This is a genomic window from Halalkalicoccus sp. CGA53, from assembly GCF_036429475.1.
GTDB classification, from domain to species: domain Archaea; phylum Halobacteriota; class Halobacteria; order Halobacteriales; family Halalkalicoccaceae; genus Natronorarus; species Natronorarus salvus.
This window is the reverse complement of sequence record NZ_CP144125.1, coordinates 1845873-1860969: the sequence shown is the minus strand read 5'-3', so window position 1 is coordinate 1860969 and position 15097 is coordinate 1845873. Positions and strand designations below refer to the sequence as shown.

General features: G+C 66.4%; 15 protein-coding genes. 5 read left to right on the top strand and 10 right to left on the bottom strand.

The genetic code is table 11. The annotated features are described in order from the left end of the window. The first annotated feature begins 27 nt into the window (after positions 1 to 27). A complete protein-coding gene (locus V2L32_RS11095; protein ID WP_331236555.1) occupies positions 28 to 249 on the top strand; it encodes a DUF6684 family protein in 222 nt (73 codons plus the stop codon). On the opposite strand, the gene V2L32_RS11090 is transcribed toward V2L32_RS11095, so the two are convergent. After that, the gene (locus V2L32_RS11090) at positions 246 to 764 is read right to left on the bottom strand and encodes a DUF6789 family protein (protein ID WP_331236554.1); all 519 of its coding nucleotides are present in this window, start codon (positions 762 to 764) and stop codon (positions 246 to 248) included. The genes V2L32_RS11095 and V2L32_RS11090 overlap by 4 nt on opposite strands. Positions 765 to 901: 137 nt before the next feature. On the opposite strand from V2L32_RS11090, the gene V2L32_RS11085 reads away from it, so the two are divergent. Then, positions 902 to 2617, top strand: a complete 1716-nt coding sequence (locus V2L32_RS11085; RefSeq protein WP_409348439.1) for a cbb3-type cytochrome c oxidase subunit I — start codon at positions 902 to 904, stop codon at positions 2615 to 2617. A gap of 279 nt (positions 2618 to 2896) precedes the next feature. Then, complete coding sequence (locus tag V2L32_RS11080; protein ID WP_331236552.1) at positions 2897 to 3160, top strand: DUF7520 family protein; 264 nt, start codon at positions 2897 to 2899, stop codon at positions 3158 to 3160. On the opposite strand, the gene V2L32_RS11075 is transcribed toward V2L32_RS11080, so the two are convergent. The 9 genes from V2L32_RS11075 to V2L32_RS11035 all read right to left on the bottom strand — a co-directional run bounded on the left by V2L32_RS11075 (position 3157) and on the right by V2L32_RS11035 (position 13643). Continuing rightward, on the bottom strand, positions 3157 to 4860 hold the full coding sequence (locus V2L32_RS11075; RefSeq protein WP_331236551.1) for an acyl-CoA mutase large subunit family protein: 1704 nt from the start codon (positions 4858 to 4860) through the stop codon (positions 3157 to 3159). The genes V2L32_RS11080 and V2L32_RS11075 overlap by 4 nt on opposite strands. A 378-nt stretch (positions 4861 to 5238) precedes the next feature. Then, positions 5239 to 6036, bottom strand: a complete 798-nt coding sequence (locus V2L32_RS11070; protein ID WP_331236550.1) for a CBS domain-containing ParB/RepB/Spo0J family partition protein — start codon at positions 6034 to 6036, stop codon at positions 5239 to 5241. Between the two features lie 23 nt (positions 6037 to 6059). Next, on the bottom strand, positions 6060 to 7526 hold the full coding sequence (locus V2L32_RS11065; RefSeq protein ID WP_331236549.1) for a DHH family phosphoesterase: 1467 nt from the start codon (positions 7524 to 7526) through the stop codon (positions 6060 to 6062). A gap of 45 nt (positions 7527 to 7571) precedes the next feature. Continuing rightward, positions 7572 to 9071 (bottom strand): NADH-quinone oxidoreductase subunit N, encoded by a 1500-nt coding sequence (locus V2L32_RS11060; protein WP_409348419.1) that lies wholly within the window; start codon positions 9069 to 9071, stop codon positions 7572 to 7574. Further along, positions 9068 to 10600, bottom strand: a complete 1533-nt coding sequence (locus V2L32_RS11055) for a complex I subunit 4 family protein (RefSeq protein ID WP_331236547.1) — start codon at positions 10598 to 10600, stop codon at positions 9068 to 9070. The genes V2L32_RS11060 and V2L32_RS11055 overlap by 4 nt, the downstream gene beginning before the upstream one ends. Then, a complete protein-coding gene (gene nuoL / locus V2L32_RS11050; RefSeq protein WP_331236546.1) occupies positions 10601 to 12634 on the bottom strand; it encodes an NADH-quinone oxidoreductase subunit L in 2034 nt (677 codons plus the stop codon). It abuts the gene before it with no gap. A gap of 2 nt (positions 12635 to 12636) precedes the next feature. Then, a complete protein-coding gene (gene nuoK / locus V2L32_RS11045) occupies positions 12637 to 12942 on the bottom strand; it encodes an NADH-quinone oxidoreductase subunit NuoK (RefSeq protein ID WP_409348418.1) in 306 nt (101 codons plus the stop codon). Beyond that, positions 12943 to 13353, bottom strand: coding sequence for a proton-conducting membrane transporter (locus V2L32_RS11040; RefSeq protein WP_331236545.1), 411 nt, complete (start codon positions 13351 to 13353; stop codon positions 12943 to 12945). After that, positions 13350 to 13643 (bottom strand): NADH-quinone oxidoreductase subunit J, encoded by a 294-nt coding sequence (locus V2L32_RS11035; protein WP_331236544.1) that lies wholly within the window; start codon positions 13641 to 13643, stop codon positions 13350 to 13352. Before V2L32_RS11035 ends, V2L32_RS11040 begins: the two co-directional genes overlap by 4 nt. Positions 13644 to 13968: 325 nt before the next feature. Between V2L32_RS11035 and V2L32_RS11030 the strand changes: the two genes are divergently transcribed. Then, positions 13969 to 14580 (top strand): metal-dependent hydrolase, encoded by a 612-nt coding sequence (locus V2L32_RS11030; RefSeq protein ID WP_331236602.1) that lies wholly within the window; start codon positions 13969 to 13971, stop codon positions 14578 to 14580. A gap of 65 nt (positions 14581 to 14645) precedes the next feature. Beyond that, positions 14646 to 15077: a universal stress protein gene (locus tag V2L32_RS11025; protein WP_331236543.1), complete on the top strand. Its 432-nt coding sequence runs from the start codon at positions 14646 to 14648 to the stop codon at positions 15075 to 15077. The last annotated feature ends 20 nt before the right edge of the window (positions 15078 to 15097 follow it).

The following is a 15097-nucleotide window of genomic DNA, read 5'->3' as shown; positions in this document are numbered from 1 at the left end:
TTCACCGGCGCCGGGCTACCTCCGCACATGAGCGAAAGCGACCGCGTCTTCGACCGGGAGACCCTGTTGGACGCGACGGTGAACTTCGTCCCGCTCGTGATCCTCTTCATCTTCATCGGGGTCTTCCTCGTTGCGAACCCCTGGGGCGATGGCATCACCGACCTCATGACGATCTACATGTACGCGATCATGCTCGGGATGGTGGTGGGCCTCTCCTGGCTCACCTACGAGATCATGAAGCGTCTCTAGACGAGCGAGTCGGACCGCGTCGCCAGGTACTCGAAGACCACCCCGAGGCCGACGCCGTACGCCCAGTGGGCGACGAGCGTCAACACGAGGTAGGCGACCAGCGTGAGGCCGACGAAGCCGGGGTTGAACGCGAGCGCGAAGCCGGTCCAGAGGACGGTCCCGAAGACGATACCTTTCACCGGGTCGCTGCCACCGGGGAGGTACTCCTTCAGCGAGGCGAACAGCAGCGGCCACGGCACCGTCCCCCCGGCGAGGAAGAGGAGATAGCCCATCACGATCGCCGGCCCGAACGCGTCGAGGCCGGCCGTCCGGGCGATCGAGCCGAACGCCTCCATGGAGAACGCGCCGATCGACTCCGCGATCAACAGCACCACCGTGAGCATCGCCGTCCCGACCAGCCCGCCGGCCGCCCCGACGACGCCGTCAGCGACGATACCGAACAGCCTGTCGAACGTCTCGGCGTCCTCTAGCTCCTCGATCCCGAACTCCTCGTCGGTCGTCTCACGTTCGTTCATGGTAGGTCCTAGCGTGGCACGAGTAAAAGCGTTCTCGGCCGGTCGAGGAGGGCTGGGTCGCGGGATTCGCATACTTGATAACGGTGCGGTCCTGACCGGGGAACATGGTAGAAGGGCAGATCGCCTTGACGGTTCTGATGGGTGTGCTTCTGTTGGCGGTCGCCGCGTGGATCTCGCGGGTCGAGAACTGGCGATCGCCGCTCTCGAGCGGTGGGGCGGCCGTCTCGCAGGAGGAGGGCTACGAGACGGCACACAAACCCGGCGGGATAACCCGCTGGCTCACGACGGTCGACCACAAGGACATCGGTATCCTCTACGGGCTCTTCGCCGTGATCGCGCTCGTCATCGGCGGCGTCTCTGTGACGATCATGCGCCTGGAGCTGTTCAGTCCCGAGACGACGTTCCTCGCGCCCGACACGTACAACGCGTTCATGACGAGCCACGGCATCACGATGCTCTTTCTCTTCGGGACGCCGATCATCGCCGCGTTCGCGAACTACTTCATCCCGCTGCTGATCGGTGCGGACGACATGGCCTTTCCCCGGATCAACGCCATCGCGTTCTGGCTGCTGCCCATCTCGGGGGTCCTCATCTGGCTGCCGCTCTTCTCGTACCCGCTGGCTGGTATCATTGCCCCCGCACAGGCCGGCTGGACGATCTACCCTCCGATGTCGATCGACCAACCCCACGCCGGTCTCGACCTGATGCTCCTGGGACTTCACCTCTCGGGAATCAGCGCGACGATGGGGGCGATCAACTTCATCGCCACCATCTTCACCGAGCGCGGGCCGGACGTCGGCTGGAACCGCCTCGACATCTTCTCGTGGACGATCCTCACCCAGTCCGGGCTGATCCTCTTCTCGTTCCCACTGCTGGGCAGCGTCCTCGTCATGCTGCTGCTCGACCGGAACCTCGGGACGCAGTTCTTCGCGGTCGAGGGCGGCGGGCCGATCCTCTATCAGCACCTCTTCTGGTTCTTCGGCCACCCCGAGGTCTACATCCTCGTGCTCCCACCGATGGGGCTGATCAGCCTGATCCTGCCTCGGTTCGCCGGACGGAAGCTGTTCGGCTTCAAGTTCATCGTCTACTCGACGCTCGCGATCGGTGTGCTCAGCTTCGGCGTCTGGGCACACCACATGTTCACGACCGGGATCGACCCGCGGATTCGCGTCGCGTTCATGGCCGTCTCGCTCGCCATCGCGGTGCCGAGCGCGGTGAAGGTGTTCAACTGGATCACGACGATGTGGAACGGCCGCGTGCGCCTGACGGTGCCGATGCTGTTCTGTATCGGCTTCGTCTCGAACTTCATCATCGGGGGCGTGACGGGGGTGTTCCTCGCCTCGATCCCGATCGACCTCGTGCTCCACGCCACGTACTACGTCGTCGGCCACTTCCACTACATCGTGATGGGCGCGATCGCCTTCGCGGTGTTCGCGGGCGTCTACTACTGGTTCCCGCTCGTTACGGGCCGGATGTACCAGCGCAAACTCGGGCTGATGCACTTCTGGCTCTCGATGATCGGGACGAACGTGACCTTCTTCGCGATGATCCTGCTGGGCTACGGTGGCATGCCCCGGCGCTACGCGACTTACCTCCCGCAGTTCGTCGACCTCCACCAGATCACCACCGTCGGCGCGCTGATCCTCTTCGTCGGCCAGCTGATCTGGGTGTTCAACATGGTCCAGTCGTACTTCGAGGGCCCGCTCGTCGAGAGCGGCGACCCGTGGGACCTGGAGAAGGACGGCCTGCTCACCGCCGAGTGGAACTGGTTCGACCGCGAGGTGATCGGCCCGGCGATGGCCGACGGCGGCGAACTCGACGAGCCAGAGGGCCACGAGCCCGCCGACGACTGAGCGGCCGCCTGCGGTCCCCGTTCTCGCGCTTCGAAACGCACGAGCGGCCGGTACACCCGAGACGGTCGGGGCATCCGCTCCCGGTTCGGGCACGTGAGGGTATCCGGGTCGCGACTCAGGACGTGAGGACGATGAACAGCGCCGTCAGCGCCATGAAGAGCGCGACCGCGCCGAGGACGAGCGCGAGGAGGTCCTTCTCCGAGAGCTCCTTCTCGATCATACCCCCGAGTTCGAAGCCGAGAGGGAAAGCCTCATCGTTCGGACGCCACAACCCTCGCCGTGAACGACACCGCCGTCCCCGAGGCCACGACGGTCGCCGGTAACCGCGTCATCCTGACGATCTACGCGGCGCTCGTCGGCCTCGCGGGACTGATGGGCTTTCTGATCGGGATCTTCCTAGAGGACCTCCAGCCGGTCGCCATGTTCGGGGTGGTCGACGTCCCACCGACCCCGGTCGGGCTCGCTGTCTACGGCGCGATCACCATCGCGGTCGTTCTCGGGGTCTTTCTCGGGCTGGTGATGGTCGTCTCGCGGCGAGCCTAGCTCACCGTCCCGACCGTCTCCTGGTAGCTGCCGTGTTCTGCCTCGAAGACGGCCATGATCTCGCCCATCGTCGCGTACGCCTTCACCGCCTCCAGGATCGCCGGCATCGTGTTCTCTCCGGAGTCGATCGCCTCCTCGAGCGAGGAGAGTGCGGCCTCCACCGCGCGGTCGTCGCGGTCGGCTTTCACCGATTCCAACCGGGCGTGCTGGTGGTCGGCGGCCGCCGCCTCGTCCACGTGGAGGATCTCCGGGCTGGTGTCCTCCGAGAGCGTGTACTTGTTGACCCCGACGACGACCTCCTCCTCGCGCTCGACGCGCTCTTGGTACTCGTAGGCGGCGTCCTGGATCTCGCGGTGGAAGTAACCATCCTCGATCCCCCGGAGGATGCCGTCGCGCACCGACCCCTCGCCCATCTCGCGAATCTCTTCGATATACCTCGTGGCACGCGCTTCGACCTCGTTCGTGAGCGCCTCGACCGCGAAACTGCCTCCCAGCGGATCGACGATGTCCGCGACACCGGACTCGTCGGCGATGATCTGCTGTGTCCGCAGGGCGACCCGGACCGCCTCCTCCGAGGGCAGCGCGAGCGCCTCGTCGTAGCTGTTGGTGTGCAGGCTTTGGGTGCCGCCCATCACGCCCGCGAGCGCCTGGATCGTCACGCGCGCGACGTTGTTGAGCGGCTGCTGGGCGGTGAGGCTCTGTCCGGCGGTCTGGGTGTGGAACTTCAGCCGTTTCGACTCCGCGCGCTCGGCGTCGTACCACCCGTCCATCACTCGGGCGTAGATCTGACGGGCGGCGCGGAACTTCGCGACCTCCTCGAAGAAGGAGTTGTGGCAGTTGAAGAAAAACGAGAGCCGGGGCGCGAACGCGTCCACGTCGAGACCGCGTTCCATCGCGTCCTCGACGTAGCTGAAGCCGTCGGCGAGCGTGAACGCGAGCTCCTGGACCGCCGTCGAGCCCGCCTCGCGGATGTGGTAGCCGGAGACCGAGATCGGGTGGAAGTTCGGCGTCTCATCGGTACAGAACTCGACGACGTCGGTCACGAGCGAGAGCGACGCCTCCGGGGGAATCACCCACTCCTTCTGTGCGATGAACTCCTTGAACATGTCGTTCTGGAGCGTCCCCCGGACCTGCTCGCGCGGGACGCCCTGCTGGTCGGCGAGCGCGACGTACATCGCGTAGATCACGGGCGCGCTCGGGTTGATCGTGAACGAGGTCGAGACCTCGCCGACGTCGATGCCGTCGAAGAGCACCTCCATGTCGCGGAGGCTGTCGACCGCGACGCCCTCCTTTCCGACCTCCCCCAGACTCATTGAGGCGTCCGAGTCCAGTCCCATCAGCGTCGGCATGTCGAAGGCGACCGAGAGGCCGGTCTGGCCCTGCTCGATCAGGTAGTGAAAGCGTTCGTTCGTCTCCTCTGCGGTCCCGAAGCCTGCGAACTGCCGCATCGTCCAGGTCCGCCCGCGGTACATCGTCGGGTACGGTCCCCGGGTGAACGGCTCCTCGCCGGGGAGGCCGAGGTCGTCGTAGGAGAGATCCGCGACGTCCTCGGGGGTGTAGAGCCGATCGACCTCGAGGTTCGAGACGGTCGCGAACCGATCCTGACGCTCGCCGTGCCGGTCGAGGACGGGCGAGAGGGTCTCCGCTTCCCACCGCTCGCGTTCGTCTCGGATCCGCGAGAGGGTCTCGTCGTCGTACATACCGACAACTCTCGTGGACGTCCATTAACGATTGCGCTCGGACACGACCCGCCCGACGCACTCGACCGCACCGTCGGTCGTACGTGAGACGTGGGGACGCCGGCCGGCCGCCGTACGTCCGCCGCTCCTGCCAGAACCGTGAAGGATCCCGCAAGACATATGCCGCTGTATGCCATGCCTACTCATGGATAGCCATGGTGGATCGTCACTACCCCGAGTGGTGCTGTCAGGAGTGCGGCAAACCCCTCCGTATCGAGCCCTGCCTGAACTGCCAGCAGAAAGCCGACCGACGCTCGAAGAGCGCGCTCGCCTGAGACGCGCTCGTAGAGCCGTCCCCGTACGTGTCGAGAGGAGGTTTTCGCGTTCGACGGACCGTGCCTACTGAAGCCTGCGCGTCGTCTCGACCAGCGGGTGTCGCGCGTAGTCAACGACGTTGATGTCGGACAGCGAGTCGAGGCCCTCCTCCCGTGCGGTGCGTTCCATCCCGAGTTCGATGTCGTCGGTGACGAGGATCACGTAGGCGTCCATCTCCTCGATCCCGATCCTGTCGGCCGCGAGCACCCGGTGGTGGCCGTCGGCGAGCAGCAGCCGCCCCTGGACGTCGATGACGACGAGCGGCTCCGCGAGCCCCCGTTCGAGTTCGTACTTCCTGCCCTCCAGTTCGTCCGCGTAGACCTTCCCCTGTGTGGGCGTCAGCTCGCCGATGCGGACCTCCCGTCGTTCCTCGCCCAGCGTGACGCCGTGGATGCTCTCTAGGGTCTGGACGAGCTTTCCGACCTTCTCGGGGGTCGCGCGTTCGATCTGACTCCTGATCACGTCGGTGTTCGAGATGATCCCCACGAGGTTGCCCGCGTCGTCCACGACGGGCAGCTTCTGGATCCCCGAACGGAGGATCACGCGTGCGGCGTCGGTCACCTTCATCTGCGGGTGAGCGACGACGAGGTCGGTCGTCATCACCTTGAACAGCGGTTCGTCGTCGGACGCCAGGAGCAGGTCGCGCGCGCTGATGAACCCCTCGACGCGGCGGCCGTCGCAGACGGGAAAGCCGCTGTGTTCGTCGCTCTCGGCGATCCGCCGCGCGACCTCGCCCGCGGTCGCGTCCGGCGAGACGGTCTCGACGTCCCGGGTCATGTACTCGTGAACCCGGAGCCTGTCGTCACCCGCGCCTACGTTCATATTCGTCGGTGGTCGCGTGCCGCCTAAAACCTCTCGCCGGAGCGCGGCGCCCGCTGCTCTCCCGCCGTCGGCCAGCGCCGGCTCACTCGACCGCGGTGGTCCTCGACCGTCTCGAAGAAGCGTTCGGCGATCGCCTCCCGTACCAGTTCGATCAGCCGCTCGTCCTCGCCCGCGCCGTCGCCGAGGATCCCGACCGGGAGCTGTCCGCCGGCCATCTGCGCGTGGCCACCCGCGCTCCCGATCTGGTCGAACGCCTCGCGTAGCACCTCGCCGACGTCGACCTCGGTCCCTCGCGCGCGAGCCGAGAGGTAGACCGTCTCGCGCTCGATTCCGAAGACGAGCGTGACCGAGACGTCCTCCCTGTTCAACAGCAGGTCGGCCGACTGCGCGAGCGAGTCGCGATCTCTGAGCGAACCCACACAGCTCACGCCGACGCCGTCTCGTACCGTGAGGTCACGGATCGCCCGCGCGAACGTCTCGACGGTCTCGCGGGTCATCGTCGGCTGCTCGAGCCGGTCGAGGATGCCCCTGTCGGCGAGGCTCACGAGCACCGCGGCGGCGTCGAAGTCGAGTTCGGAGACGCCGCGGGTGAAGCCGTCGGTGTCGGTCTGGATGCCGAACAGCAGCGCCGTCGCGAGCACCTCGTCCGGTTCGACGCCCAGCTGGATGAAGTACTCGACGAGGATAGAACTCGCCGAGCCGATCCAGCTCCTGATGTCGAAGTGGCGGGCGTCGACCGGTCCGTGCGTGGGGTGGTGGTCGATCACGATCTCGACGGGCGTCTCCTCGGGGAGCTGGTCGTTGATCCCGGGCGTCGAGTGGTCGACGAGCGCGATGGCGTCGAACTCGCTACCGGTCGAATCCGGCCCCAGCGATCGGAGATCGAGGTCGAGTAAGTTCACCAACGCGCGGTTCTCCTGGTGGGTGATCTCCCCGTAGTAACACGCCTCGGCCTCGATCCCGTACGAGCGCGCGAGCGCGGCGAGCGCGATGCCCGAGGCGATCGCGTCCGGGTCGGGGTTGTCGTGCATCACGACCCCGAGCGACCCCTCGATCCCGAGCAGCGTCCGGCGGAGCTCGTGGGCCCTGAGCGCCGGCTCGCAGGCGACGATATCGAAGACGTACTCCCAGACCGCCTCGCAGTGGCCGATCACCCGGTCGGCACGCTCCGAGAGGCGTTCTCTCGTCGCCTCGTCGAGCACCCCGGTCGCGTAGACGACGACCGGTACGCCCGGGAACGTCTCGCGTGCCGCCTCGATCGTGGCGAGCGTCCGCTCACCGTCTCTCGTGCCCGTCGCGATCCCGATCGGTTCCTCGACCCTCGCGAGCACCGCGGGGTCGGTCGGGTCGCCGGTGGTCACGCTTACGTCCTTCGCCGAGCCGAACGCATCGACCTCGTCGGGGTCCTCGATCACGATGTGGACGTGCTCGTCCGACTGCGTGCCGATCACACGGCCGACGTCGTCGACACCGAGCAACAGCCACGTCATGGATCGGGGTATCCGCCCAGGGCGGTAAAACCTACCGCCCCGTCCCTAGAAGAGCGCGCCAGCGGCGGCCTGTGCCGTCTCGATGACGACGAAGATCCCCGGGATCAGCAACACCGTGAACACCGCCGCGGTGACGATCGCCGCGTAGAGCCCGAGCGGCTGGTCCGGCAGTGTGAGGTCGTCCTCGGCGGGCTCTTCGATCCAGATCGCCCGGACCAGCCGCGAGTAGTAGTAAAGCGAGACCGCGCTCGCGATCACGCCGACCGCGGCGAGCCACCAGTAGCCCGCCAGCACCGCGCCGTAGAACAGGAAGAGCTTCGAGAAGAAGCCGCCGCCGATCGGCAGCCCCGCGAGGCTGAACATGAAGATCGCCACCGCGACCGAGAGCACCGGCGCGCGCTTCGCGAGACCGTTGAAGTCCTCGAACGTACGGCCGATCCCCCAGTGCTCGGCGAGCGAGACGAAGAGGAACGCCCCGGTGTTCATGAAGCCGTAGACGAACAGGTGCGCCATCGCGGCCGCGAGCACGAAGTCGTTGTACGGCCCGGGGTTCGTGAGGGCGGCGAGACCGATCATCGCGTAGCCGGCGTGACCGACCGAGGAGTACGCGAGCATCCGTTTGACGTTCTCCTGGACGGCCGCCGCGAAATTCCCGAGCAGCATCGTGACGACGGCGATGATCTGGAAGGCGAGCACCCAGTCGACGCCGAGTGCGAGCACGACGTCGACCGGGAAGCCCTCGACGAACACCCGGAAGGCGACGACGAAGCCAGCGGCCTTCGACGCGGAAGAGATGAACGCGCTGATGGGTGCGGGCGCGCCCTCGTACGCCTCCGGCGCCCAGAAGTGGAAGGGGACGGAGGCGGTCTTGAACGCGACCCCGCCGACGATCATCAGGATCCCGACGCCGAGGATGCCGACGTTCTCGACCTCTCCGACCTGCTCGGCGACGAGGCCGAGCTGGAGCGCGCCCGTGCTGACGTAGACGAGGCTGATACCGTAGACGAAGATCGCGGAGGAGAGCGCGCCGATCAGGAAGTACTTCATGCCGGCCTCAACGCTCCCCTTGTTCCGCTTCAAGAACGCGACCAGCGCGTACGAGGAGAGGCTCGCGAGCTCGAGGCTGACGAAGACGGTCGCCAGGCTGTTCGAGTGTGCCATCAGCACCATCCCGGTCGCGGCGAGCACGACCAGCGAGTAGAACTCGCCCTTGTGGGGCTGGCCCTTCAGGTAGTCGTAGCTCGCGACGATCACGAGCGAGGTGACGCTCGTGATGATGAGCGTGAAGAAGAGGCTCATCCCGTCGACGACGAGCTGGCCCTGTAGGAGTGAGAGCGGCTCGTCGACGCCGACGCCGCTGAAGAGGTACTCCGCGGCGACGCCGAAGGCGGCGAGCGTCCCGACCAGCGAAACTCCGGCGATCAGCGCGTTGTTCTCGCCCTGCGGATCGAACGCGTCGGCGAGGAAGACGACGAGCGCGGTCGCGGCGAGGATCAGCGCGGGTCCGAGCGCGATCCACGTCGAGGCGGCCGTGACGCTCATCACGCGTCACCTCCCAGTTCGACGATCGGGTCGACGGCGTCCTGTATCATGGTGAAGAAGATGTCGGGGTCGACACCCAGCGCGATGATCGAGAGCAGCAGGACGAACAGCGGGAGTACGTCGTGCAGCGGTGCCCTCCCGATCTCGTAGTCGGTTTCGAGTCTGAACTCGCCGAACAGCGTCCGCTGCATCGCAAAGAGCAGGTAGCCCGCGACGATCACGATGCCGAACATCGCGATCGCGGTGAACCACGGCGCGCTCGGGAGCACCGTCGAGCTGAACGCGCCGTAGAAGATCATGAACTCAGCGGCAAAGCCGGCCATCAGCGGCAGGCCCATGTAGCCGAACGCCCCGGCGATGAGGATGCCGACCGCGTAGGGCATCCGCTCGGCGAGCCCGGACATGTCGCTCACCATCCGGGTGTGGGTCTCGTTGTAGATGACGCCGACGGCCATGAACATCAGCCCGGAGATCAGGCCGTGGGCGACCATCTGGAACGTCGCGCCGCCGATCCCGAACGTGGTGAACGCGACCAGCCCGAGGATGACGTAGCCCATCGAGGAGATCGAGGAGTAGGCGACGATCCTCTTCAGATCCTGCTGGGCGAGCGCGAGCATCGCGCCGTAGATCACGCTGATCACGCCGATTGCCGCGATCGGCACCGCGAGCGCGATGGCGACATCGTAGAGGATCGTGAAGTTGAACCTGAGAAGGGCGTAGGTGCCCATCTTCAGCATCACTCCGGCTAGCATGATCGACACCGGCGTGGGGGCCTCGACGTGGGCGTCGGGCAGCCAGGTGTGAAACGGCACCACGGGGACCTTCACCGCGAACCCGAAGAACGTCGCGAGGAACGCCACGGTGAGTAAGGTCTCCGGACCGATCGCGCCGAGACCCTCGAGTTCGCCGGCGTGGACTGCCTGTGCGGTCTCGGGGAGGCCGAAGGAGGTGACGGCGTCACCGAGGCCGAAGACGAGCGCGACGTACCCCAGAAACATCACCAGCGAGGCGACGTTCGTGTAGATCAGGAACTTGATCGCGGCGTACTTCCGCCGTGGGCCGCCCCAGACGCCGATGAGCAGGTACATCGGGATCAGGACGGCCTCCCAGAAGACGAACCAGACGAGGAAGTCGAGCTGGGCGAAGACGCCGATCAGCGCGGCCTCCATGAACAGCATCAGGCCGTAGAACTGCGACTGACGCTCGACGATCGGCGTCCACGCCGAGACGATCGCGAGCGTCGTGAGGAACGTCGAGAGCACGATCAGCGGCATGCTCACGCCGTCGAGGCCGACGTGCCAGGCGATCTCGTACGGCTCGATTGAAATCCAGGTGATCCGGTTCTCGAAGGCGACGGCGGAGTCCGCGAGCAACGCGTTGCCCTCCGCGTCGAACTGGCTCCAGAGGTAGAGGCTGCCGACGAGCGGAAGCAGGCTCGCGGCGAAGGCGACCCGTTCGGCGAATCGGTTCGGCGTGAGGAACACGGCGAGCGCTGCGAGCAACGTGACGGCGATGAGTGACTCGATCAACATTTAGATCCACCCCCCGAGGAGGACGAACGCGAGCAGGATGACGACCAGACTGGCGGCGATCAGCGCGGCGTAGTTCGTGACGGTGCCGCTCTGGACGCGGCGGACCCGGTCGCCGCTGAACAGGCTCACGCTGCCGACGCCGTTGACGACGCCGTCGATGACGCCCTGGTCGAACGTGTCGGCGCCGCGGGCGACCCGCGCCGTGGCGCCCTCGGCGAGCCAGACCTGGAACTCGTCCTGGTAGTAGTTGTTCTGCCAGACGGTCTTGACCTCGCCCAGCCGATCGGTGTGGGCGACCGGCGTGGGGACGTTGTAGAGCTTCCAGGCGAGGCCGGCCCCGCCGAGCGCGAGGCCGAGTGCGACCGCGCCGGCGACCACCACGGTGACCGCCTCGCTGCCGATCACCCCCGTCGAGTAGCCCGCGTACTGCTCGGCGAGACCGGTGTAGGTCGGGTAGGCGGTCTCCTCCGGTCCGGAGGCGAGCCAGGAGCTGAGGAACTCGAGGTCGATCCCGGTGAGCTTCGTCACGGGTGCGAGGTTGGCGACGCCGGCGACGACCGCGAGCGTGCCGAGTACCGCGAGCGGCCCCTTCATGTTCCAGCCGAGTTCGACCGGGTGCTCGGCGTGGTCGCTTCGCGGCTCGCCGTGGAAGGTGAGCAGCACCATCCGGAAGGTGTAGAAGCCGGTGAAAAAGACCGCGAGCAGTCCCATCGCGTACGCTACGAGGATGATCGGGTTGTCGAGACCGAGGATCAGCGCGTCGTAGAGGATCTCGTCTTTCGACCAGAAGCCCGAGAAGGGAATGATCCCCGCGAGCGCGAGCGAGCCGGCGAGGAACGTCGCGTAGACGACGGGGAGTCTGTCCTTCAGTCCACCCATCTCCCACATGTCCTGTTCGTGGTGCATCGCGATGATCACCGCACCGGCGCCGAGGAACAGGAGCGCCTTGAAGAAGGCGTGGGTCATCAGGTGGAAGACCGCGGCGACGTAGCCCGCGACCCCCAGACCGAGCATCATGTAGCCGTACTGGCTGATGGTCGAGTACGCGAGCACCTGCTTCACGTCGTCTTTGACGACGCCCATCGTCGCGGCGAACAGCGCGGTGAACGCGCCGACAAACGCGATGATCGAGAGCGCCGTCGGCGAGAGGGCGTAGAAGCCGAACATCCGGGCGACTAGGTAGACGCCCGCAGCGACCATCGTCGCCGCGTGGATGAGGGCAGAAACCGGGGTGGGACCCTCCATCGCGTCGGGCAGCCAGGTGTGAAGCGGGAACTGCGCGGACTTGCCGATCACGCCGCCGAGGACGAGCAGGCCGAGGACGGTGATCCAGGTCTCCGCGCTCGTCCCGAAGAGGGTCTCGCCGGCGTCGATCGCGTCGGCGGCGAGCTGTGGGAAGCTCTCGGGTCCGGCGAACTGTGCGGTGCCGAAGGTGGCGAGCACGCCGACGACGCCGACGAGGAAGAAGTAGTCACCGAAACGAGTGACGAGAAACGCCTTCTTCGCGGCCGACGGCGGGGCGTCCTCCTTGAACCAGAAGCCGATCAGGAGGTACGAACAGAGGCCGACGAGCTCGAAGAAGACGAAGGCCATCAGCAGGTTGTCGCTGAAGACGAACGCGAGCATGCTGAACGTGAACAGCCCAAGCTCGGCGTAGTATCGGGGGAGGCCGCCGATCTGGGCGTGGTGGTGGTCGTCGTTCATGTAGCCCGTCGAGAAGACGTGGACGAGGAAGGCGATCAGCGAGACGATCACCAGCATGAGCGACGACAGCGGGTCGATCAGGATCCCGAAGGTGAGCGAGATCGTCTCCTCCCCGGCGCCGGCGACCCAGGTGTAGAGCGTCTCGTTGTACGTCTCGCCGCTCGCGACCGCGGCGAGCATCGCGAGCGAGAGCAGCAGCGAGCCGCCCGTGGCGAGGATGCCGACGAGCGCGCCCTTCCTCGGGAGGTAGTTCCCGAAGCCGAGGACGATCAGAAACGACGCGAGCGGGAGCAGTGCGATCAGCGGTGAGAATGCGAAGAGTCCGTCCATTGTTACCACCTCATCGCCGCGGGTGCGGTCACGTCGACGTCACGGAAGTTCCGGTAGAGCACCAAGATGATCCCGATCCCGATCGCGACCTCGGCGGCGGCGAGCGCCATGACGAACAGCGCGAACGTCTGGCCGGTTACGTTCCCCCAGACGTAGGAGAACGCGACGAGGTTGATGTTCGCCGCGTTCAGCATCAGTTCGACGCTGATGAGGAACATCAGCGCATTCCGGCGCGTGAGCACGCCGAAGAGTCCGATACAGAAGACGCCGGCCGAGAGCAGCAGGTAGTACTCTGGCGGGACGATCATCTAGTCGCCACCCCCTGATGGGTTGCGGTCGGTGCCGCCCGTCGTCGGCTCGACCGTGCTGTCCTCGAGGTCGACGGCGCCGGTCGTGACCGTCTCGACCTCGCGGGAGACGGCCTCCGGACGGTGGTCCTCGTCGCGTCGGGCGAGCATCACCGCGCCGTCGAGCGCGGCGTCGAGAACGATCGCGATGATGAAAAACGAGGCGATGAAGCCCTCGGCGGGGACGTCTCCCGCCGGTATATCGAACATCGCGAAGCCGATCGCCGCGGTGATGTGTGCGTCGGCCGGAAAGCCCTGGGGCTCCGGGAACGTCGAGGTGAGAAAGACCGCCGCGAGGAGTGCGAAGAGCGCGACGGCGGCGATCCCCGAGAGCAGGTGGTTGCCGAGGTTGAGCCGTGGTCGCGTTGTCATGGCCCCGCACCCCCCACGTCGATGTTCGCTTCGCCCGCTTCCTCCCCCTGCGTCCGGGTGAGCATCACCGCGAACGTGATCAGTATCAGCACCCCGCCCACGTAGACGAGGATCTGCATCGCCGCGATGAACTCCGCGGCGAGCATCACGTAGTGGATCGCGACCGAGAGCAGCGCGACCCCGAGCAGGAGTGCGGCGTGCCACACGTCCCGAACGAGGACTGCCCCGAGGCTGCTCGCGAGGGTCAACCCCGCGAACAGCACGAACGCGATCGTCTCTAGGAGTGCCATTGCCCTATCCTCTCCCGGACGCCCTTTGAAGATTTCGAGATGAACGCGCGTGCGAGAAGTCTCGCCGGCGATTTCCGCCGGAATCTCCCCGGTCGTCGAGGAGCGCGGTCGGTCCGGGACGAACAGAGGCCGATCGCCACCCGGACCCGGATCGATCGCCCGGGCCCGTGCTCTCCGTCCGTGGTCACGGAAGCGACACGGACCTGACCCGTCGACCGCTCCGAACCACCGGGGGATGATCGAACCCGAGTAGAACACCCGATCCGCCGCGAGAGATCGCGTAGCGTGCCCATAACAACCGTCGCCGACCCGAAACCCGGTGGCGATGTGGCCATGGGAACACGCGATATTCGCCTACCTGCTGTACTCGATCTACAGCCACCTCCGGTACCGGGAGGCTCCGGACGGACGGGTGGCCGTGGTCCTCGTCGTCGCTGCGGTCCTCCCGGACGTCATCGACAAACCCCTCGCGTGGGAGTTCGGCGTTTTCTCGACCGGCTACGCGCTCGGGCACTCTCTCTTCTTCGCGGTCCCCTTGTCCTTCGCCATGTGGCTGCTCGCGTGGGGACGAGGGAGTCCCAGGCTCGGAACCGCGTTCGGAATCGGCTACCTCTCGCACCTCGTTGGCGACGTGCTCCCGATCTACGTACTGGAGGGCGAGTGGACGACCGATCACCTGCTCTGGCCGATCGTCGTCACCTCCAGCCACGACCACGGCCAGGGCTTCGCCGACCGATTTCTCGACCTCTTCCTCCCATACTACCACGAACTGACCGGCGGCGACCCGTCGCTCTACACGCGGCTCGTGCTCGGAATGGGGGTTCTCACCCTCCTGCTCTGGATCTACGACGGGATGCCCGTCCTGCGGGAACTTGCGAGCGGCACCCGTCGGCTCTGTCTCCGGACGCTCCGGGCGCTGGCCACGCTCGGGGAGTGAGTCGTTGGGACCGGTAGAACCTCCCGTGAGGAACCCTCTTTATCGCGCTCGACCGTAGGGGGTGTATGGGTTCGCACGTGCTCGTCCCCGTGGACGGATCGCCCGCGTCCCGGCGTGCCGCCGAGTACGCCTACGAACAGTTCCCCGACGCGACCGTGCGGCTGCTCTACGTCCTCGATCCGATGGTCGACTACAGCCGTCGGCTGGCGTTTCCGGGCTACACCGACGAGGACGAGTACACGACCGAACGTGAGGAGGCCGACGCGATCCTCGACTCGCTCGTCCGGGATGCTCCGGAGGAGATCGCTGTCGAGACCGAACTGGCGGCCGGAGCGCCCGCCGGAGCGATCGTCGAGTTCTGTGACGAGAACGATGTCGACCAGATCGTCATCGGGAGTCACGGTCGGGAGGGCGTCGCCCGATTCCTGCTCGGCTCCGTCGCCGAAACCGTCGTCCGGCGATCGGTCGTCCCGGTGACGGTCGTCCGACCGGAGTGAGGTCCGCCCCACCGACGAGT